The 22,859-nt window shown below is 33.6% G+C and carries 21 protein-coding genes; 19 read left to right on the top strand and 2 right to left on the bottom strand.

Annotated features, from left to right (window positions below; genetic code table 11):
- Positions 1-13 precede the first annotated feature (13 nt).
- The 14 genes from ACJROP_RS12140 (at position 14) to ACJROP_RS12075 (ending at position 16,730) form a co-directional block, all read left to right on the top strand.
- Entirely contained in the window at positions 14-1,666 is a 1,653-nt protein-coding gene (locus tag ACJROP_RS12140) for a phosphorylcholine transferase LicD (protein WP_406535726.1), read from the top strand.
- The gene (locus ACJROP_RS12135; protein ID WP_406535725.1) at positions 1,663-2,802 is read left to right on the top strand and encodes a hypothetical protein; all 1,140 of its coding nucleotides are present in this window, start codon (positions 1,663-1,665) and stop codon (positions 2,800-2,802) included. The genes ACJROP_RS12140 and ACJROP_RS12135 overlap by 4 nt, the downstream gene beginning before the upstream one ends.
- Positions 2,803-2,830: 28 nt before the next feature.
- Positions 2,831-4,465: a LicD family protein gene (locus tag ACJROP_RS12130; protein WP_406535724.1), complete on the top strand. Its 1,635-nt coding sequence runs from the start codon at positions 2,831-2,833 to the stop codon at positions 4,463-4,465.
- Entirely contained in the window at positions 4,459-5,631 is a 1,173-nt protein-coding gene (locus ACJROP_RS12125) for a hypothetical protein (RefSeq protein ID WP_406535723.1), read from the top strand. Before ACJROP_RS12130 ends, ACJROP_RS12125 begins: the two co-directional genes overlap by 7 nt.
- 29 nt (positions 5,632-5,660) lie before the next feature.
- Positions 5,661-6,452, top strand: coding sequence for a GNAT family N-acetyltransferase (locus ACJROP_RS12120; protein ID WP_406535722.1), 792 nt, complete (start codon positions 5,661-5,663; stop codon positions 6,450-6,452).
- A 38-nt stretch (positions 6,453-6,490) separates the two neighbouring features.
- On the top strand, positions 6,491-8,890 hold the full coding sequence (locus ACJROP_RS12115) for a CDP-glycerol glycerophosphotransferase family protein (RefSeq protein ID WP_406535721.1): 2,400 nt from the start codon (positions 6,491-6,493) through the stop codon (positions 8,888-8,890).
- Positions 8,891-8,936: 46 nt separating this feature from the next.
- Entirely contained in the window at positions 8,937-9,362 is a 426-nt protein-coding gene (locus ACJROP_RS12110) for a universal stress protein (protein WP_406535720.1), read from the top strand.
- Between the two features lie 21 nt (positions 9,363-9,383).
- Positions 9,384-9,785, top strand: coding sequence for a hypothetical protein (locus ACJROP_RS12105; RefSeq protein ID WP_406535719.1), 402 nt, complete (start codon positions 9,384-9,386; stop codon positions 9,783-9,785).
- Positions 9,786-10,109: 324 nt separating this feature from the next.
- Positions 10,110-11,813 (top strand): CDP-glycerol glycerophosphotransferase family protein, encoded by a 1,704-nt coding sequence (locus ACJROP_RS12100; RefSeq protein ID WP_406535718.1) that lies wholly within the window; start codon positions 10,110-10,112, stop codon positions 11,811-11,813.
- Positions 11,814-12,006: 193 nt separating this feature from the next.
- On the top strand, positions 12,007-12,840 hold the full coding sequence (locus ACJROP_RS12095; protein WP_406535717.1) for an amino acid ABC transporter substrate-binding protein: 834 nt from the start codon (positions 12,007-12,009) through the stop codon (positions 12,838-12,840).
- A gap of 30 nt (positions 12,841-12,870) precedes the next feature.
- A complete protein-coding gene (locus tag ACJROP_RS12090; RefSeq protein WP_406535716.1) occupies positions 12,871-13,521 on the top strand; it encodes an amino acid ABC transporter permease in 651 nt (216 codons plus the stop codon).
- Positions 13,522-13,533: 12 nt separating this feature from the next.
- A complete protein-coding gene (locus tag ACJROP_RS12085; RefSeq protein WP_406535715.1) occupies positions 13,534-14,217 on the top strand; it encodes an amino acid ABC transporter ATP-binding protein in 684 nt (227 codons plus the stop codon).
- Positions 14,218-14,307: 90 nt separating this feature from the next.
- Complete coding sequence (locus tag ACJROP_RS12080; RefSeq protein ID WP_406535714.1) at positions 14,308-15,711, top strand: hypothetical protein; 1,404 nt, start codon at positions 14,308-14,310, stop codon at positions 15,709-15,711.
- 32 nt (positions 15,712-15,743) lie between these two features.
- Positions 15,744-16,730 (top strand): glycosyltransferase family 2 protein, encoded by a 987-nt coding sequence (locus ACJROP_RS12075; RefSeq protein ID WP_406535713.1) that lies wholly within the window; start codon positions 15,744-15,746, stop codon positions 16,728-16,730.
- Here the strand turns inward: ACJROP_RS12075 and ACJROP_RS12070 are convergent.
- Positions 16,691-17,569, bottom strand: coding sequence for a hypothetical protein (locus tag ACJROP_RS12070; protein ID WP_406535712.1), 879 nt, complete (start codon positions 17,567-17,569; stop codon positions 16,691-16,693). The two genes, ACJROP_RS12075 and ACJROP_RS12070, sit on opposite strands and share 40 nt — an antisense overlap.
- A gap of 80 nt (positions 17,570-17,649) precedes the next feature.
- On the opposite strand from ACJROP_RS12070, the gene ACJROP_RS12065 reads away from it, so the two are divergent.
- The 4 genes from ACJROP_RS12065 (at position 17,650) to ACJROP_RS12050 (ending at position 20,750) form a co-directional block, all read left to right on the top strand.
- On the top strand, positions 17,650-18,099 hold the full coding sequence (locus tag ACJROP_RS12065) for a flavodoxin family protein (RefSeq protein WP_406535711.1): 450 nt from the start codon (positions 17,650-17,652) through the stop codon (positions 18,097-18,099).
- Between the two features lie 37 nt (positions 18,100-18,136).
- Positions 18,137-18,580: a hypothetical protein gene (locus ACJROP_RS12060; protein WP_406535710.1), complete on the top strand. Its 444-nt coding sequence runs from the start codon at positions 18,137-18,139 to the stop codon at positions 18,578-18,580.
- A gap of 55 nt (positions 18,581-18,635) precedes the next feature.
- A complete protein-coding gene (locus tag ACJROP_RS12055; RefSeq protein WP_406535709.1) occupies positions 18,636-19,334 on the top strand; it encodes a zinc ribbon domain-containing protein in 699 nt (232 codons plus the stop codon).
- Positions 19,335-19,427: 93 nt separating this feature from the next.
- Complete coding sequence (locus ACJROP_RS12050; protein WP_406535708.1) at positions 19,428-20,750, top strand: UDP-glucose dehydrogenase family protein; 1,323 nt, start codon at positions 19,428-19,430, stop codon at positions 20,748-20,750.
- On the opposite strand, the gene ACJROP_RS12045 is transcribed toward ACJROP_RS12050, so the two are convergent.
- Positions 20,730-21,782, bottom strand: coding sequence for an NADH-dependent flavin oxidoreductase (locus tag ACJROP_RS12045; protein WP_406535707.1), 1,053 nt, complete (start codon positions 21,780-21,782; stop codon positions 20,730-20,732). The two genes, ACJROP_RS12050 and ACJROP_RS12045, sit on opposite strands and share 21 nt — an antisense overlap.
- Positions 21,783-21,850: 68 nt before the next feature.
- On the opposite strand from ACJROP_RS12045, the gene ACJROP_RS12040 reads away from it, so the two are divergent.
- The gene (locus ACJROP_RS12040) at positions 21,851-22,405 is read left to right on the top strand and encodes a manganese efflux pump MntP family protein (RefSeq protein WP_406535706.1); all 555 of its coding nucleotides are present in this window, start codon (positions 21,851-21,853) and stop codon (positions 22,403-22,405) included.
- Positions 22,406-22,859: the final 454 nt, after the last annotated feature.

Here is a 22,859-nt window from a genome sequence, read left to right as displayed (position 1 = left end):
AATAGGTGAATTTATGAACTTTCGGCAAAAAAATCTATTGAATTTATTGAATGAATTTGATGAAATTAGTAAGAAATATGATATCGATTATTTTATTGCTGCAGGTACGGCATTAGGTGCAATAAGGCATGGCGGTTTCTTACCTTGGGACGATGACATGGACATATATCTCACTAGAGACAACTGGAATAAATTAAAAGAAGTAATTGAATCCGGTGAAATCGATATTCCGGAAATGCGCACCTTTGCTTATCATGAAAATACTAAATATTACCGAAATGCCATTCCACGTTACATTAATCAAGAAACATCAGCTCTTTTTAAATCACAGGCATTGGCCGGTAAATCTCTAGGCCAGCACCTTGAATTTTTGATTTTGGATCCGATGCCCGCAGGTGAGGATAAAGAAAAGGAATATATTGATTTATTTAGGGTATATGCTGAATTATTATCTCCATTTTTTACAATCTGCAGAGATTTGTCCATTGATGAATGGAACAAGCATTTTGAATTATACAACAAATATTTTGAGAAAGCCAATATTGTAGGGGATGAAGAGGTCCTTAAAGAATTAGGCGATGAACTTCAGAATTACCCGACAGAAGAATGTGAACGTTATTGCATGCGTTGGGGAGACTTAATCTACACTTATCCTAAAGAATACATTGAAAATCATAGGTTTTCAACATTTGAAGGTAAACAGATTCCGGTCAGCCAATATGTGGAGACAATGATGAGAATTGCATATGGCGATGACTGGATGTATGTGCCTGAAATTAAAAATCAAATCGATCACCCTCATCTTGAAGACTACACAACATCCTGTCTCGAATACTCCAAACGTTATATACCTAAAGTCAATAGGGAAGAGGTTTTAAAAAGGTACAGGCATCTCAAATACACTAATCTTTGCTCATTTGCTAAAACCAAAAGAATTGAAATGCTGAATGCAAAAATCAATGTTAATTCAAAATCCAAAATAATATCCAAATCATTGGAGGGTAAAGAAGAATATTTATCAGATTTATTGGAAACTAAGGATTATGAAGCAATTGTATCAGAATTTGATGAGTATATGGGACTGCAATTAAGATATGATGTTAAAAAATATGACATATTTGTTCCAATCTCTGATAGGAATCTTGAGATACTGTTAACATGCCTGGTTGAAAAAGGTGAATATTATAAGGTTGACAGGTATTTAAATATCCGCAAAAAGCATGATGAAAACTTATCCGACGGATTGGCTAATGTCGAGAATTTAGTAAAATGCTGTAGGGAGTTATCCATTGCACGCTACGATAAGAAAGATGAGAAATTGGTTCAATCCTTAATTGATAAGTATGACTCACGATACCCTGATTTACTGGATATCCATAGAGCAAAATTATGGATTAGGGAACTCAATGCAAAGTCCGGCGAAGATTACAAGGACATTGATAAATCATGCGATGAAATATTGAAAATGTATCCATTTGATGGAGAGATAATGGCAATACAAGCAAAAGCGAAAGCGGAATGCGGTGAAGAGACTGAATCCATAGACCTTTATAACAAAGCAATTAATAATACAAGAAATGGTTTAATATGGAGAAAAGTCGAAGAGGAAACTGGAATTAGCCGTTATAAAATGGAATATGATTTTATCGAGGAGGCTGAAGAATGATTAGTGAAAAGGATATTCAATTGGAATTATTGAAAGAGATAGATGATATCTGCATTAAAAATAATCTAGATTATATTCTATTGGGGACCAATGGATTAAATGCATTTGTTAATCATTCTATTAAAAACGGACCAATCTCCGTTTCAGTAGCTATGACCTCCGGAGATGTTGAGCGTTTTTGCGACATTGTTGAAAAGCAAAACAATCCAAACCGCTATGCGGAAAGAATTATTACTGAAAGAAAAAACAATCCTTGGTATATAAATTATGGAAATGAGAATACTGCTTATTTCAATATATTGGATTTGAATAGTAAAGATCATCATGGAATCAATGTTGAAGTGTATCCAATTAGAGGATTGAAACTCAACAAAAAAGCTAAAGACAAACCTGCAAAGCCTAAAGAAACGGGCAAACTCAACAAGCTTCTTAACAGGTTTTTAAAATCCAATAAGGAAAAAAACGAAGTTAAAAAAACACCAACCGACAAGACTTACATTGACAGGTGGCAAGACATTCAGGATTTCACAACAGTTAAAATTATTAATACAAAAATCAAGGCCAAGACATTAAAGGAAATTGGCAGATATGAAGTTGATAAATTGCAGTTGGCCCTTCCAAAAGATGCATCCAAATTTTTCAGGGAGATTTTTGGGGCTAATTTCAAGGACCGTAAGATTAAACCAACTAATATTGGGTACCGTTATATTCTGAATCCGGAAATGGGCTATCAACAGATAATTGAGGAATCTAAAGATTTGATTATGGAGTCCAATTCTCTAAATGAGGAAGTCAAATTAAAATCAGCCGAAGCCGATGATGATAGGGTGGTGCTTAATAATTTATGGAACTTGATTTTGATGACCAATAAGCAAATTGAGTTTACAAAGTACTTTGATGAAAATATAGAACGTTTATTATCTTTTGATTTATCTGACAAAAAGGAATTTGACTTGGTTTATAAGGAATTAAAACCTGTAATTTCGGCATTGCGAAAGTATGCGAAATTGGGAATGACATTTGATATTAATCCTGAAACCGATAGTCTTATTGAAAGGGTATTGATAATGAAAGGTAATGAGAAATTGGTTGATGAAATCAAAACTCTTAAGGATAAGGAATTTTTCATTGAATAAGGACATATTCATACGTACGGGGATAAATATGAATGAGATACAAAGGGGATTATTTGAGTTATTAGTGGAAATTGATGAAATATGTAAAGCGAATGATATTGAATATTATTTGGCAGGCGGTGCTGCTTTAGGCGCTTTAAGGTGTGGCGGTTTTTTGCCGTGGGATGATGATATTGATTTGTTCATCACCAGAAAGAATTGGCGCAAATTATATGACCTGATTAATGATAATGATGATATACTGCCGGATGATAGAGATTTGGTATGTATGGAAGATTCAGAGCTTTACAGAAACCCTATTGCCAGATATGTGGATACATCAACAACAGTCATTCATGCAGCACAATCAATTGCCAGTGAATCCTGCGGACAGCAAGTGGAATTTTTCATATTGGACCCCATCCCTAATGAAGAAAATGAACGTAAAGAGTATTTAAAGCATATGAAAGCATTTTTAGAGCTGGTTTCCCCTAATTTCCTTACATCTAAATTCATTCCTTTATCTAAATACGGCGATCATAGGGATTTGGTTTTAAGTTACTATAAGGAAATTGAGGAACAGGGATATTCCGCTGTCATAGACAGATTATATGAAAAATATTATAATTATCCTCAGGAAAAAGCTGACCTGTTTTACTTGTCATGGGGTGAGGATTACCTATTTTATAAAACTGAATGGTTTTCACAGGAACGCCTTATAGAGTTTGAAGGCAAAACATTTCCTGTCCCTAATGGACTGGAACATTTATACAGAGTCGAATTCGGTGATGACTGGGTATATGTTCCGGATAAAAGCAATCAAATGTTTCATAATCCATTAATTAAGGATTTGAATCGTTCATTTGAAGAATATTCTGACATATATCTTAATTTTATAAATCAAAGAAAAATGATTAAAATTTATGAAGAGATTAAAAAGATTTATTTAAACATCAGAATTCCCACATTAAAAAATTCTCTTGAAAGGTTTAAAATAAGAGGGGTTATAGCTACAGAGGAACTATACAAAAAAATTGAATTCAATAATTATGACCTTGAAAAACTGTTAAATGATGGTGAATATGAATTATTAGATGAACTATTTGACGATTACTATACCGTTCAATTAAAGAAGAACTGCAGATTATTCAATTTATTCATTGATCTTGATGAGGAAGTACTTAAGGTAGCTATTGTAAATAAGATTAAACAGGGCAGGTATTTCACTGCTTTGACAATTCTAAACATCATGGAAAATAATATGGATTTGGGTGAAGACTTCGGATTTTATAAGCAGGTCTGCGACTACTGTAAAGATTTGTCAGTTAATATTTATGATGAAAAGGATTTTGACAAGGCAGCAGATATATTAAATGGAGCTAACGATTATTGTAACTCTTTGATTGATACTTATAGGGCTAAATTATTGGTAAAATTGCATAATTCAAATTCTGATGAAGACTATAAACAGGTTATAGCTGAAGGCAATGACATGTTGATTGATTTTCCAGAGGACGGGGAGATTTTAGCCAGTATTGCAGAAGCATATTATCATTTAGGTGATGATAAAAAAGCTCATGATATCTATAGTGATGCAGTAAATCACACTCGAAATGGTTTTGTTTGGAGAGATGCAAAACAATATGTTGGTATTGATAAGATGATGGAGGAAAATCAATGTTAACTAGAAAAGAGATTCAAATGGATTTGCTCAATAAATTAAATGAGTTGTGTGATAAGGCTAATGTCAAGTATGCATTGCACAGTCAAGCTGCTTATTTAGCATATTTTGATGAGCCAATTGAGTTTATTGAATCATTTGAAGTCATTATGTGTCAGGGAGATGCTGAAAAGATTGCAGACATCTTGGATGATGATAAATATTATTTTGAAGATTTCAGAGTCAATCCAAAATTTGATAGGCATTACATGATGTTTGGATACAGGGATTCACTAGATTTGAAACTCACTGATATTAATTTTGAGACAGAAAGGCACATAGAAAACAATTGTGTAAGGATAACCATATACTTCATCGAACATCAGGTTCCAAAAGGGCATGCCAAAAAACTCAAATCCCGTAATGATTTATGGAAATTAAGACATATGAATGTCAATAGCTCTCAGCTATGGCGCAAGAAATATCAAAAGAAATTAATTAACCTGGCATGCTTTTTAATTGGAAACAAAAGGATAAATAAACGCAGATATGAATATAAAAAACTGAATTATGCAATAGATACTTGGGATAACATCAAAAATTACCCATTTGTGAGATTTTCCGGTAAAAAGTTAAAGTCCAGCTTGTTAAATGAGGTAGTTCCTACAAAATTAGAGGGCATTCCATCGTATATACTTAAAGATTTTGAACCATACTTCAAGATTTTCTATGGTGGTTCATGGAAAGACAAAAAATGGGGAATGTATGACGGATTTAAAAGCAGTACCCTTAGCTGGGAAGAATTCTCAAATAATCCTAAAATCAAGGAATGTCTAGATGAAATTCAAAGGAATAATGAGATTATGTATTTTGATAACATAAGATTAAAGAATTATCAGAAGACCACCAATAAAATCTCAAGACATGTGCTTCAAAGTGAAAATGTTGTAATTACACGTGAAAAATATGCAGAACTAAAGGATGAAATCATTAAGGCACATGAAGAAAATGATGTTGAAAAGTTAGGAATTTTATTGAATCCATTGATTGAATCAATGAAAGAGTCTCTCAATTTAAACTATTCCTATTCGGTTGATGAAGACATTGATAGAATATTGGATGAATACTTAAGGAAAAACAAGAATAAAAGATTAGCCAATAAAATTAAGAAGTTTAAAGCTGATATTTAATAAAATTAAATAAAATATGGAGTGATTAAATGATAGTGGAATGTACAAACGACAATATAGAAACTGTATTTGATTATATCGGGCAGGACTATGGTAAATGCCTATATATCTTCATTGATTTAAAGAAATATGGTTTGGATGACGAAAATTTTAATGTCTGGATTCAATATGATGATGATAAGATTTGCGCTATAATCAGCGAATATTATGGTGGAGTCCAGATTTACAGCAAATCTGAGGATTTAATCATTGAGGAAATTGTCGAATTCATTAAACAAAAAGATACAAAAGTGCTATTTTCAATCAAACCGATTATAGATAAAATAAAAGAATATCTTCCGGATTATGAACAAGAAACCGGAATTGTCGGTGAATTGGAAGAATTAATTTTTGAACCTGATCTCAAGGCATATTCAGCGCCCGTTGAAGAATTGGAAGAGATAGTCAGGATAGTCTCTGAAGATGAGGGCATCGGAAAGCCATATGGATTTGATTCACTGTACTCCCAATATTATGAAAGAAAAACCACTGATTTCGGACGTAATTTCGTATTGCGCGACGATGATAATGAAATCATCTGTCATGCCGGCACATATGCCGAACTTCCGGAATTAGCAGTTATCGGCGGTGTGATTACATCAATACCTTATAGGGGAAAAGGTTTTTCCAAAGGAACATTATCTGCTCTTTGCAGCCAGTTAAAATCTGAAAACAAACGTATCTTTTCATATTACTATATACCTTCTGCAACAAAAATGCACACATCTGTTGGATTTAAACAGATTGAAGAATGGTCAAAATTATCAAAAATAGAACAGTAACTGCTCATTTGAGTTTTTAATCAAAATAATCGATTATTATGTCGTTTAAACTAAAAATTAAAAATCGAATAGAAACTACAAAATATTCATTGATCAATAGCTTAATCTATTATAATTATTATCATAAGGATATTGATGAAAAATTGGTGTATGTCGAGTCCAGAAGCGGCAAGGATTTTACAGGAAATGTTTTTAAAATTGTAGAGGAATTGTCAACAGGAAAATATGGCGATTTCAAAATAGTCGTTTTTGCAAAAAAGAATATTCATTCTAAAATTAAAGAATTGCAAAAGAATTATTCCCTTAAGATTGATAGGATTATTTCAGACCGTACCAATGCCACAATGATTATGGAAAAATCGAAATATATCATTACTGATTCCGTTTTATACCATAAATATATCAAACGTCCGAATCAAATTGTTTTAAATACATGGCATGGAACTCCTCAAAAGGCAATTGGAGTCAATAGTTCAAATAAGCATATGATTGCAAGTGTTCAGCAAACTTTATTTGCATGCGATTATCTCCTGATGCCTAATGAATATGCAAAGGATAAGATATTATCTGCTTATATGATGGAAAAAACTTATTCTGGCAAAATTCTGTACGGAGGATATCCTAGAAATGGCGTTTTTTTCAATGAAGTGGAAAAAGAAAAATTAAAGGATAAGTTAGGTTTAAATAATAAGCAAATAATTGCATATATGCCTACCTATAAGAGATTATCATTGTTTAGAGACAAAAATCATAGAAAACAGGTTTTTGAAGAAATATTAAAAGAGATTGATGACAATTTGGATGATAATCAGTTAGTACTGGTTAAGCTGCACAATGCAAACAGTAATGTAAACATAGACTTTAATAGATTCAAGCGTGTTAAATCATTTCCTAAGGGATATGAAACATATGACGTTTTGAATCTGGCGGATATTTTAATCACAGATTATTCCAGCTTATTGTTTGATTTTGCAAATTCAAGGCGTAAAATTGTTTTATTCAATCATGATGAAGAGATATATTCAAGAAAAAATAAGATTTATATTCCGCTTTCACAGTTGCCGTTTCCAAAAGCGGGCAGTGTTTGCGATCTGATTTGCCAAATCAATTCGCCTAAGGATTATGACGATAGTGAATTTTTAGAAAAATTCTGTTACTTGGATAACATCAATGCCTGTGAGGATTTATGCAAGCATGTATTTAATGAGGAAAAGACATTAAAAGAGGAAATAATCGACAATCCTAAAAAGAATACCCTGATATTTGCAGGAGGATTGAGAAAGAACGGGATTACTTCATCATTGATTAATCTGTTGTCTTATGTTGATGCCCAAGAGCATGACTATTTCATATCATATAGGTCATGGAGTAGCTACATTAACAGGTATTTCTCAGACATTTTTAAGGCAATTCCCGAAGATGTCGAATTGGCACCATTAAGAACAAAAATCAACCCTACTTTTAGAGAACAGATTGCCCTTGAAAGGTATATCAATAGAGGTAATGATGCATCATGCCCTAAAATTGTTGAAAACTTATTTAAAAGGGAATTTAAAAGATTATATTCGGATTTTACATTTGATAACATAATACATTTCACAGGCTATGGCGTTAATGAGATATTGCTGTTTTCGGCCACAGATTCGAATAAGTCAATCTGGGCTCATGGAAACATGAACAAGGAAATAGAGATGGGCAAAAATAATGGGACCGTTTTAAAGAATGCTTATAATTCATATGACAATGTTGTTGTAGTTTCCGAGGAATCCGTTGACGATATCTATAAGATATCCGGCAGGAAAGACAACATCCGCCTGATACATAATTTTAACAATTACAAAAAGATCATTGAAGACTCCCAGGAGGATGTGGAGTTCCAGAATGAAACATTGGTTCTCTGCTCAAACCCTGATGGAATCAATGGAGTTTTAAATGGTCCGGGTAAAAAATTCATAACAATCGGCAGGTTTTCAGAAGAGAAAAATCATGATTTGCTGATTGACGCATTCAACGAATTCTGTTTGAAATATCCCGATACCCAACTTATCATCATCGGTGGGCATGGGCCGGAGTACTTCAAAACAAGACGTCGTGCTGAAAAAAGCGAATTTGGACATAACATTACAATTATCAGGTCCGTTTTCAATCCAATGCCAATATTGAAAAAATGCGATTTGTTCATATTGCCGTCTAAACGCGAAGGTTGGCCTATGACCCTTATGGAGGCAAATTCTCTTAAAGTTCCAATTATCGCAAGCGACATGCCAACAACCCAATGGCTAAAGAAATACGGAGCATACCTATTTGAAAATGATATTGATGGCATTGTAAAGGGAATGAACGAATATATGGATGGAAATGTCAAAGACATTCAGATAGATTATGATGAATATAACAATAATGCTTTAAAGGAATTCCTAGAAATTATTGATGACTAACATATTAATAAAGGAAATCATATAAATATAATTTAAAGGTGTTTACATGTATAAGAAAATTTTGCTCCCAACTGATGGATCCGGTTATGCGGACCAGGAAATTGACAGAGTAACTAAATTGATTGCTGAAGATGGAGAAATAATTATTCTATCCGTTGCAGGCAAATTGACTTCAAGCGCTTTTCAAAGCAGAACACAGGTTAGAAAGGTAAATAAGGGAATGTTGGAAGAGGCAAAGTCAATTGTTGCTGAAATGAAGGAAAAATTCCCAGAAGGATATAATATTAAGACTGTCGTTAAAACTGGTTTTCCTGCTGAAACAATTAATCAGGTTGCTGAAGAAGAAGGCGTCGAGTTAATTGTGATTTCATCTTCAGGTAAAAGCGGACTACACAAGTTCATCATTGGCAGTGTAGCTGAAAAAGTTTTAAAAACCGCCGAAATCGATGTGTTGTTGGTTCATAATAACTGATTATGAAGGGAGAGTGCTTTAATGGATATGGATATCAAAAAAATAGCCCTTATAGCTATTATTGCAATTATAGTTCTGGCCATTCTAGCTGTTGGATATATTTCCATGAATACTGCCAATACTAGAGTTTCAATTACCTGCAATGACACTATAAAAAACGGCGACTACATTTATGTCCAGCTCAAGGACGACTACAGAAACGTTATTCCCGACCAGGTAATCGACTTGAAAATCTTAGATGATTCCGGATGGGCACATAAATACAATATCACTACAGATGAATTGGGCCGTGGATATATTCAAGTTCTTGGATTGGAAAATGGAAATTACACCGTCCATGCCAATTTCAATGGAACATTGTTTTTAAAGGAATCACATAATAATTTAGCTTTCGCAGTAGATGATGGATATTCATATTATTAGATTATTCATCCTTTTTATCTAATCGTGCAAGAATACCATGACTTCTTTAAGTAGTGGATGAATTGCACAAAATGGAGGGCAGATTATTCTCAAATGCTCTCTGAAAATCTTTAAATAACAAACTAAATATATTAATAAATGGCAATAGAAAGTTTAATTCAAAATTTTTCAACGAAAACCAAGTTAAAAAAATAAATTAAACTATAAAAGCCTTAACCTTCGGGACGAGGGGGATAGCACGGTAATTCTACACTCAAAAGAGCGTACAGCCCGTGAAGTAAGAATCCTCAACTTCTATAAGTTGAGGTAGTTCAATGGGATATAATGGGCTTTAAGGATAAATTTAAGAATTTAAAGGAATGTAAGATTAATTCAACTATCTATGATGCATATTACAATCAGGACATAGATGATAAAATCATTTATGTCGAATCCAGAAACGGTTATGATTTTACAGGAAATATCTTCAGGATTGTTGAAGAACTCTCCACAGGATCCTATGGGGATTTTAAGATATATGTTTTTGCACATAGCCATGTAAAGCCTAAGATTCAAGAATTTAAGAAAAATTACAACTTAAATATATATAAAATCATTGATTCGCAAGACAAAGCCTGTGAAATATTGCATAAAGCAAAATATGTCTTTACAGATTCAGGAATTAGATACAAATACGTTAAAAAACCAGGGCAGATATTTGTAAATACATGGCATGGAACAATATTGAAGCTGATGGGTATTGATAATTCCTATGAAAGACTTTCAATGGGAATCATTCAGCGTTCACTTCTTTTTTCAGACTACCTTATTTTTCCAAGCGATTACTTAAGGGATAGACTGCTAAGTTCATTCATGCTTGAAAATGTTTATCCCGGAAAAATATTGCTTGAAGGATATCCTAGAAACAGTGTCTTTTTGGATGAGGGAAAAAGAGATGAATTCAAGCAGAAATTTAACTTGGAAAATCATGAAATCTTCATTTATATGCCGACTTTTAAGGGTTTAGTGGATAACAGAAAAGATGAAAAGCAAAAGAATGATGTAAATAGATTCTTAAAGGAAATTGATGAAAACTTAAAGGATAATCAAATCCTGTTTGCCAAACTGCATCCATATAATACTCAGGAAATCGATTTTTCCAAATTCGTCCATATCAAAGCATTCCCTAATGGCTTTGAGATATATGACATTGTTAATATGGCGGATTGTTTAATTACTGATTATTCAAGCGTATTCTTTGATTTTGCAAATACAAAACGCAAAATCATCATCTTCAACTACGATGAGGAAGAGTATTTGGCAGACCGTGGATTTTATTTCCCTCTATCCGAGTTGCCTTTTCCTAAAGTTCAAACAGTAAAAGACCTGATTATCGAAATGAACGCACTTAAGGATTATGATGATGAAGAATTCATTGAGAAATTCTGCCAATATGAACGCATTGATGCAGTTAAATATATATGTGAGACTATTTTTAAAGGCAAAGACTGCTGCAGATATGAAATTATTGAAAATAAGAAGCCTAATATCCTGCTTTATGCAGGTGATTTCTCAAATGACGCTAGCGTCAAATCATTAAATAGCTTTATTGAAAATGTAGACTGCGACAGATATAACATATTCATTTCATTTTGTCAGTGGATGGATAACATTAAGGAAAATAACGAAGATATTTTTGACAGCATTCCTCAAGGAATCGGATTTATGCCGTTCAGTTATAACATAATGCCTACTGTCAAGGAAAAACTGAAATACAATCAACTGATCAGCAAAGGCAATGAAAAGGATTATACCAATTTATTGAAGGATTTCTTTAAAAGATCATTCGATTTGCAGTATGGCGGTTTGGAATTTGATTTGATAATCAGTTTCGATGCCGGTGACTTGAATCAGGCATTGATATTCGATAATGCATGTGATAAGTTCTATCTGTTTTCTAAGGACAGTTCAAAGGTTGCAAACCTGGTAGGTAACGACAAGATTATCACAGATTTCGATTCCCTGATGGATATTATTGATGATATCTAATTTTTTTTTTTAAACCGATAAGCAGGATGCATCACAAAATATAGTTTTCATTCAAATTTTTAATAAGAATCATATTGTTTTTTAATACAAATTTCAAAATTAAAGATAAATACATAAATATATAAAAAAATAAAAGTTATAATTAGTAGAAAATATTCTACAAAAAATATAGTTATAACTATTGGTGTTTTTTATGAATAAAAAGATAGGTTTTATTTTAGCTTTAGTAGTAATCTCTTTAGTAGCGATGTCTACTGTAAGCGCTGGTTTATTTGACTTTATGGGTGGTGACGATGCTAACGCAACCGCTAACGATGAAGACACCTTCATTGTAGGTTTCGATGCAGAATTCCCTCCTTACGGATATAAAGACGACAGTGGAAACTATGTTGGTTTCGACTTAGATTTAGCAAAAGAAGTTTGTGAAAGAAACAATTGGACATTCCAAGCTCAACCAATAGACTGGGATGCTAAAGATGCAGAATTAGACTCAGGTTCTATCGACTGTATTTGGAACGGATTTACCATCAACGGTAGGGAAGACGATTACACCTGGACTGACGCATACATCGACAACAAACAAGTCATCGTTGTAAAATCTGATTCTGGAATATCTTCCTTAGAAGATTTAGCTGGTAAAACTGTAGAAACCCAAAAAGATTCCTCAGCATTAGCTTCACTTCAAGGAGATAACAAAACTTTAGCAGACACCTTTGAAGCATTAACCGAAGTTGCTGACTATAACACTGCATTCATGGATTTAGAATCCGGTGCATGTGACGCTGTTGCTATCGATATTGGTGTAGCACAATACCAAATCTCATCTAAAGACAACCCTGATGATTACACTATCTTAGATGATTACATCTCATCCGAACAATACGGTGTAGGATTCAAACTTGGAAACGATGCATTAAAAGACCAAGTACAAACTACTTTAGATGAAATGTTTGAAGACGGAACCGTTGCTGAAATCGCTCAAAACTATAGTGATTCCGGTGTTCCTGGATCTTTAATCACAAAATAAACTAATTAGTTAAGAGGGAGAATTAGTTATATGATTTTAAGTAATGTAATTTCACAATTACTTGGGGGGATGGTTACCTCAATTGAAATATTCTTACTTACATTACTCTTCTCTCTTCCTTTAGGTTTAGCTATTGCCGCAGGAAGAATGAGTAACATCAAACCGATTAGATGGTTGATGAAGATTTATATTTCAATCATGAGAGGCACACCGTTAATGTTACAGCTGATTGTTGTGTTCTTTGCGCCGTATTATGTATTTGGACTTACACTTTCACCTGACTACAGATTCATTGCAGTCATTATCGCATTTACAATTAACTATGCGGCTTATTTTGCGGAAATCTACAGAGGTGGAATAGAGGCCATTCCGAAGGGACAATATGAGGCGGCACAGGTTTTAGGTTACAGCAAGCTAGAAACATTCTTTATAATTATAATGCCTCAAGTATTTAAGATAATTCTTCCTTCAGTAACTAATGAAGTAATTACTCTTGTAAAAGATACTTCTCTTTCATTTGTAATTGCAATTCCGGAAATGTTTACAGTGGCCAAGCAGATTGCAGCGGCAGATGCATCAATTGCGGCATTGCTCGTAGCGGGTGTATTCTATTATGTATTCAATATTCTAGTTGCATTCTTCATGGAAAACTTGGAAAACAGATTAAGTTATTATGATTAGAGGGGTATTAAAATGAGTTTGCTTGAAATAAAAAATCTTAAAAAAAGCTTTGGAGACAATGTTGTTCTAAAGGATATCTCACTTAAGGTTGAAAAGGGTGAAGTATTGTCAATTATCGGACCGTCCGGTTCAGGAAAATCAACATTGCTCAGATGCATCACCGACCTTGAAGAGGAAGACAGCGGTGAAATCAATTTTGACGGAACTTTCGGACTGGTTTTCCAGAATTTCAATCTGTTTCCGCATCATTCAGTAATGAAAAACATTACCAATGCCCCTTTAAAAGTTCAAAAAAGGGATAAGGATGAAGTTCGCAAACATGCTTTGGAGCTTCTCAAGAAAATGGGCCTGGAAGATAAGGAAAACGCATATCCATGTGAACTGTCAGGGGGCCAACAACAAAGAGTATCCATTGCAAGGGCTCTGGCGATGAATCCTGACATATTGTTCTTTGATGAACCTACCTCAGCACTTGACCCTGAGCTAACAGGCGAAATCCTGACTGTAATCAAGCAGCTGGCTGCTGAACACATGACCATGGTTATTGTAACCCACGAGATGAATTTTGCCAAAAACGTTTCAGATACCATCATATTCATGGATGGCGGTGTGATTGTTGAAGAAGGCAGTCCTGAAGAGGTATTTTCATCCGACAATCAAAGAATGAAAGAGTTCTTAGGAAAATTCAACGATTGAATCTAAGATTTAATCCTTCTTTTTTTATTTGATTTTAGAAATTTATTTTAATAATAATTCATATAATCATTACTATATTTGGTGATTATAGTGAGTGAATCTGATAAATTAGTTATTTCTTTTAAATTTCCACCTGATAACGATGTAAGTGGAATTGTTGTTGCTAAAAGAATTATCACTGATAATTCAAAAGTTGATGTATTATTAAACCATGTCGATAATGATTTTCTGGATTTTGTAAATCTTGATAATTTTATAAATGAAAGATTTGAAGTGTCAGTTGATGCAAAACGAGATTCTGTCGATTGCATATTTGATTTTATCAATCAAGGTATGGATATAATTGATAAAAAGGACTACAAAGAAATCTATAGTCGTTCATGGTATATGTCCAATCATTATTTGGCGCTTGAATACAAATTCAGCCATCCGGATGTTTTCTGGACTGCCGAGTTTTCAGATCCTGTTTTGAGGAATATGCAGGGAAGAATCAAAAATTATAAATCAGCAGTTCTTGACAATCAGGAATATATCGACAGACTAAATCAGAACATTAGAATGCTCAATTTTAAGGAACTGGACAATCCGGCCAATACATTCCACATTGCCGAGTATTTGACATTTTTATTTGCAGATAAGATCATATTTACAAACGTAAACCAAAGGGAAATGATGCTTGAATCCTACGATGATGATGTAAAGCAATTGGTCATTGATAAGTCACAGATAATACCCCATCCGACATTGGATAAATCATACTATCATCAAAAGGAAAGCGATATTGATTTGGACAAAGGGGATATCAATATTGCCTACTTTGGAACAACTTACTATATATTAAGGCATTTTGAACCGTTATTCTATGCGTTTGAATCGCTGAATCACAAATACAAGGATAAAATCAAGTTCTACATATTCATAGACTCTGCTGATTTCCTGAAGATCTTAATTGATGAGCTTGAGTTTAAGGACAATATCATTATACAGAAGCTGCTGAATTATATTGAATTTTTAAATGCAACTACAAAATTCGACATATTGCTTGTCAATGATACGATAACCGAAAACAGATTCAACGTAAATCCATATCTGCCTTCAAAGCTGGCAGACTGTAAAGGGTCTTCAAAGGACATCTGGGCGATTTATGAAACGGGCAGTACCCTATCAAAAGAGGATGTCAAATACAGGTCATCAATGGGCGATTTCAAGCAATCAAAAGAGGTTCTTGTTCAAATCTTAAGTGATTACGGTTATGATGATGAAGATTCAAGCTTTGATGAAAACTTTTATGAAAAAAGAATAACCGATTTAAATAGGATTGTCAGAAAGGAATTTGACGCAAAAAACAGGCTTGAAAAAAGGAATTCAAAATTGAAAAGAGACATTAAAAGGCTTAAGGCCGAAAATAAAAGGCTTAAGGATAAAAATGAAGAAATCTTATCTTCAAATTCCTGGAAAATCACCAAGCCGCTTAGGGATCTTAGAAATAAATAACTTTATATTAATGCAGATTTAAATTTAAGTTCATGGTAAAAGTTTCAGTAATTCTCACTGCCTTTAACGAAGAGAAATTTATCGGGAAAGCTATCGAAAGTATCTTAAATCAGACATTCGATGATTTGGAGTTGATTGTCGTAAATGACGGATCGACTGATGGCACATCAGATATCATAAATGGCTTTGATGATGAAAGGATAAAACTTATCAGTCATGAGAATTCCGGGCCAGGAGCAAGCAGAAACAGGGCCCTGAAGGAGGTTCGGGGCGAGTATGTAATGTATCTTGACGGCGATGACTGGTACAGTGAAGATGCAATTGAAATAGCTTATAGGGAAGCTAAAAGCAAGGATACTGATTTTACATTTTATCAGATGATAAACTATGACGATAAAAGCGGCAAGATTTATGAAAACGACTGGTTTAACCTAAACATATTCGATGAAAGCTTTGAGGATAGGGTCTTTAAGGCTTGCGATTATGACGGCTCCATTTTTGACATGTCAGTAGGGGTGTGTCAGAAGATATATAACACTTCTTTTTTAAGGCGCATTGATGCGAAGTTTCCGGAAGGGATATTCTTTGAGGATATGCCGTTTTTTTATTATGTTCTGCTAAAGGCAGACAGGATTTCAATCATAAAAAGGCATCTTTATTATAGGAGGAAGCATGACGCATCAATTACTCATGTGGTTGACGAGAAGTTCCTTGATACCGTTCCGGCAGGACAGGAATTAATGAGAATTTTTATTGAAAATGGATGGTATGATGCATACAAATTTGATTTGCTTGCCTATAAAATCAATGGTCCTCGATTTGCTTTAAGAGACATTGAAGAAAACTATAAGGTTCCACTTTATGAGTTGATTAAAAAGGACTATCTTTCAATTAAATCAAGCAAATATTATCAGGACTTTTTGGATAACTTGGGCCCCGTCAAGAAAAAGTTCTTCCTAGATATAATTAAGTCAAAAGATTATGATGATTTCATGACATTGAACCAGGCAAAGTCCTGACCGGCATACAAGCTGATTAAAATGCATGTAATTGAGATTATAATATATATCAAAAGGACATCAAATGGACTGAATATCAAAAAGAATATGAATCCGATTAATTCAAGTAATATAAAGACTCCTTTTTTGTTTGAAATATCGCTGTAAGACAATATGCCCAATGCAATCGGGGTAAATATAATGGCTAAAATATACCAGATGCAGTCAGCCAATGGTGTCAATGCAACTACATCAAAGTTAAAAAGGTAAATGTATAGGTACATTTCCAAGACAGTCAGGAAAAATCCCTGGACTCCTCCGGCAATGGCCTGGGCCAATGTATGCTTGTTTAAGGTAACACGTGACCAGATCAATATCGGATATAGTATTGCAAATAGCGCTCCGATTGGTCCTAAAAGCAATATCAATGCACCAACAGGACCTGATAGGCCAGTGGTGTGAACGCTGATTTTCCATTTTGAGGTAATCAAAAGCACAACTCCTGTATTTACGCAGTAGCATAAAAGCAGTGCGGTCAGGAAATGGTCAGCCCCAACAAACAGTGAAACCAAAAATCCAATAAAATAAGAAATTATCCCAACGATTAATGGAGTAAAGCGGTCTTCCCGATTGGAAATGTCGCTGTCAGTATCAAGTTTCTTAACCCAATAGAGTATGATTGCCATAGGCAGGATTGATGCAAAAATAAGTGAAATCAGCTCCAAAACAATGAATTTGGATAGATTAAATGCTCCGTTTTCAAATGATAATATTAAACAGATTATTAAAAATAATGGAATGCAAATGATTGGCGGATTGGTAAATGTAGATATTGCTTTAGCTATTTTTAATTTTTCCATGTAGATACTATATTATTTGTTTAATATAATCTTAATTGTTAAGCAGACATTAATATACTATTAATGTACAATAGTAATCTATGAAATCATTAGTTGTATATTTTTCAAGAACAAACATTACAAAAAGACTGGCAGAGGATATTGCAGGCCAACTTGATTGTGATATTGAAGAAATCAAATCAAAAGTAAACTATAACGGCAAATTAGGATATGCACGCGGAATCAAAGATGGCGCATCAGGCAAAATCATCGAATTGGAACCGCAAAAGTACAACCCCGAAGATTATGATGTGGTCTATATTGGAGCGCCTGTGTGGGCAAGCAAAGCGGCCAACCCTATAATTTCATATCTTAATCAAAACGAAGGCAGATTCAGCAATGTCAAATTTTTCCTGACAGCTGGAAGCAGCGGTTTTGATTCAAGCTTTAAGCAAATGGAAGAAAATTCAGTTAAACCTCTTAAAACACTCGCTCTTACAACAAGAAATGTTAAAAAAGATGAATACGATTTGACTTCATTTTTAGAATGAAATAGTTATTTATACTATCTTTAACTAAATATCAAACATGGAATTTATTCTAAACAATAAGAAATATTCAATCTTAAATCATGAGCTGTTCATAAACTATTTGATGGTTGATAACTATTTCAGGCATCATTATTCAAAATATGATTATGATATCAGATTTGATTTTGTCACACCAATCTTAAACAAGGATAAAGTCGAATTTGAAGATATATTGGAAGGTACAGAAGTCCTTGAGGAACTGATTGACAGACAGGAAATCACTTTCCCTCCAGCCGGCGTTAGCATTGACCAGATAAGCAGCGATGAATTCAACATTTCCTATCAGGATTTAACTTTTAATAATGTTCGCATTGGCGAGGCAATACCATTATTGATAACTTTAAATTCTCTTGTAACATACAAACCAATCGTCACACTTGACCAAATTAAAGAGGAACTCGATAATTTCATTGAAAAATTCAGGTCTTATAATAATATTTAATATTGTGAATAACATATTATTAAATAACTATTATATTTTAAGGTGATATTTAAAAATGAATTGTCCAAATTGTAATAGCGAAAATAACGATTCAGCAAAGTTTTGTAAAAAATGCGGAACACCGCTTAAAAAGAAAACCATTACTCATCAAAGCATGATTGATTCAATCAGTGATGAGAAATCATCAAAGGATAATACTACAAAATACATTATCATTGCTTTAATAATTGTTGCAGTTGTTCTTGCAGGAATATTCGCATACATTGGTTTTGGAAATAATTCCACTGCGGATTCCCAGAATCAAGTTCAAAGCAGCAATAATGCCTCCGTATCTGAGGTCAACAACACTCCAGCAGAAAATTCACAACCTGCTCAAACTGCAGAACCGGCCCAGACTACACAAACCACTCAGGTAGCTTCGAATCCATCACAAGACATGACCATATATGGAGGGTCATTCTCAACAGGCAGCGGCTTGTCAGATAAGACATATGCAAGCATTTATGTCGGACCGGAGCATGCCGGAGAAAATGTAAAGATACAGATTAAATATTCCAGGGATGGATCTAGCCTGAATAATGGAAATATGGTTCCGAAAACTGTTGACTCATCAGGTTACATCAATGTAAAAAGTGCTGATGCATATAAGTATTATCCGGATTTTGCAACCATTAACATTTATGATACCTCAGGAAATCTCTTGGATACTCAAAGCGTATCCCTAAGCCCTGAGAGCGGTACTCAATCCTTTTAATTGAGTACTTTTTTATTCTTTTTTGTAATATAAACTATTTAAACATGAAATTATAAATTAATATAATATTGTATTTTATATTTAGGTGAATTTATGAATATTACTGTAATTGGAACTGGTTATGTCGGTCTTGTAACAGGCGCTTGTTTTTCTAAAATGGGAAACAAGGTATATTGTGTAGATATTGTTGAAGAGAAGATTGAAGGGTTAAAAAATAATATCATGCCTATTTTCGAACCCCAACTAGAGGATATTGTAAAAACATCACAGGAACGTGGTGATTTGATATTTACAACAGATATTAAAGAAGCGCTCGACAATACTGAAATTATTTTTATAGCTGTTGGAACACCAATGGCCGATGATGGCAGCGCAAATCTTGATTATATATTCTCTGCTGCTGATGATATAGCAAAAAACCTTACACATGATTCTATTGTTGTTATCAAATCCACAGTTCCTGTGGGTACAGGATTTAAGGTAAGGGATGAAATCCAATCAATATTGGATGAAAGAAATTCATCTGTAAAAATTGATATTGTTTCAAACCCGGAATTCTTAAAGGAAGGAACAGCTGTTGAGGACTGTCTGCATCCGGATCGTATTGTTATTGGAGCTGAAAATGATGATGTATTTGATATAATGAAAGACTTGTATTCTTCATTTGTCCTAAATCATGAAAGATTCATATTGATGGATGTCAAATCATCTGAAATGACAAAATATGTTGCCAATGCAATGCTTGCTACCAAAATATCATTCATGAATGAAATTGCAAATATCTGTGAAGTTACAGGCGCTAATGTGCAAAGCGTAAGACTGGGAATCGGATCGGATAAAAGAATTGGCTATGACTTTATTTATGCAGGCTGCGGATATGGGGGAAGCTGCTTCCCAAAGGATGTTCAGGCATTGATAAACACTGCAAAATCTAATGGTTACGAACCGAAAATAATTTCCAATGTTGAACTTGTAAACAAAAGACAGAAAATGGTTCTTGTAGACAAGGTCGTTAAAAGATTCGGCGAAGACTTGACAGGTTTTACATTTGCAGTCTGGGGCCTTGCATTCAAGCCATATACTGATGATGTTCGTGAGGCCACTTCACTTGTTGTAATAAGTGAACTGATTAAAAGAGGCGCCAAAATTAAGGCATATGATTCACATGCAATAGAGGAATTCAAAAATGCAATTGATGATGAATATATGGATTCAATAGAATTTGCACAAAGCAGATATGATGTCATTGAAGGCAGCGATGCTTTGATATTGATTACTGAATGGAAAGAGTTCAGAAGCCCTGATTTTGATTTGCTCTCTGAAAAACTTAACCATAAGGTAATTTTCGATGGAAGAAACATTTACAATAAAAAGATAGAAAATATCGGATTTGAATTATTCCAAATCGGTTGTTAAGTTCGTTTCTACATTCAATATAGGAGCCCTATTTATAAAGCAGGTGGATGTTTTTTTCCAGTAGCAATTGTTGCATGTCTTGCATTTGCTTGCTCCATCACCTTCCAGCTGCCAATCTACCAAAAAGCTGGGATCGGCTACAAAAGGCCTCTGCATGGAAATGAACTCTATTTTTGAATTATTCAGTATATCGTTTATCTGTTTTTGGCTGGTTGAGCCTCCACCTAAAATAACTGGAATGTTGATATTGTCCATAATCCTTTCAGTTGCTTCAATTAAAGGGTTTTCCTCCTTGTTTTCACGTGTGAAGAATTGCGGTGAACGTGGACGGGTAATCTGAATTGAATCGACTCCATATTTTTCAAGCAATTTAGCCACTTCAATTGTCTCATCCAGGGTCATTCCGTTGGTAGTTCCATCAAATGCATTTAAACGGCAATTTATATGCAGGCTTGTGTTGTCTTTGATAACTTTGATTATCTCTAAAACGATTCTTAAGCGGTTAAAAGTGCTCCCGCCATATTTGTCATTTCTTGTATTGAAATTCGGATTGATGAATCTGGATAAGAAGTAATAGTTTCCAAGACCTATTTGGATGCCATCAAAACCGGCATAATCAATTTTTTGAGCGGCAATTACCATATCAGTCTGGATTTTGCGAATGTCTTCAATTGATAAGTCTTCAACACGCATATTTTGCTCGGTACGTTTATTGTATTGCACAAAACCCACTTGGGCAAAAATGGGAACATCATATACATGAACAAGGTCAGTCAAATCTTTTGCTTCACGTACAAATTGATTATACTGCATTGTATGTGAATATTTTGAAAAAACATCTCTAGGGTAAAGGGAAATCAATTCTGTTATTATTAAGCCGACACCGCTGGCTGCGATGTTTTCGTATCTGTTGTATATCTCAGGTGTAAAATTTCCTGATTTTTCCCTTTCAGATTCCCACAAGCCGGTTCTTACAATTCTGCTGTTTAATCTTAAATCACCAAAACGACAAAAATCAAATAAGTCTTTCATAGTTAATATTAATGTCAAAATAATATAAAAATATACTATAAATAAAATAATTTACATATTATTGTATAATGTCATTTAATATTATTTCAATTTTTTTGGTTGCGGTTGCTCTTGCTATGGATGCCTTCAGCGTATCAATGACAAAGGGTTTTACGCAAAAGGATTTGAAAAATTCACAGATTCTATATTATGGGCTGTTTTTTGGAGGTTTTCAAGCCTTAATGCCAATTTTAGGATACTTCTGCGGCAATGTCATTGCATCAATTGTTGAAGCTCTTGCATCAATCATTGGATTCATTCTGCTTTTGCTTATAGGATTTAACATGATACGTGAAAGCCTATCTTCTGATGATGATGAGATATCTGATGAGTTCTCATTCAGGGAAGTCACATTGCTTGCCATTGCAACAAGCATTGATGCATTTGCAGTTGGAATCACAATTGCACTTTTAAAGGATCCTATATTGATTTCATCAGCGATTATCGGTATTGTTGCATTTGCTTTCAGCATTGCAGGAATCTTTATTGGAAGAAAAATAGGAGATTATGTTGGGGATAAGTTCCAGATTTTAGGTGGAGTCATCCTTATTTTGATAGGTTTCAAAATACTTTTGGGATTTTAATATGCTCCAAATTAAGAAAATGTCATATTTATCCTAGTTGATATAGGTGGGTCAATTAAGATAGGTCATATTATAATTTTTTTGATTTTTTTTAACCTGATATTAATTATTAAATTTTATGAATTTTATAAAATTTAATAAATTTTATTAATTTTTTGAATATATGGGCTCTAATTAAGTCAAATAATGTTATACATAGCTAAATTATTTAATTAATTCTTATTATATTATTTATTCATTAAAATAATTTTATATATTATTTAAAATAAGTTAAAAAGGCTTGTACGCCTTTATTTTTACTTAAAATTGCGTTAGTGTAATATTACCATAGTCGGCATAGTATTTCCGTATATTATCCTTAAATATGTATTAATAGATAAATATATAAAATTAGTCAAATATATACTATAACCATTATAACCATAAATACTTATTTACAGTAAGTAATGATATA

Source organism: Methanobrevibacter sp. (assembly GCF_045220775.1).
Taxonomy (GTDB): domain Archaea; phylum Methanobacteriota; class Methanobacteria; order Methanobacteriales; family Methanobacteriaceae; genus Methanocatella.
The sequence above is the reverse complement of the archived record's forward strand: the minus strand, read 5'-3'. Positions and strand labels throughout refer to the sequence as shown.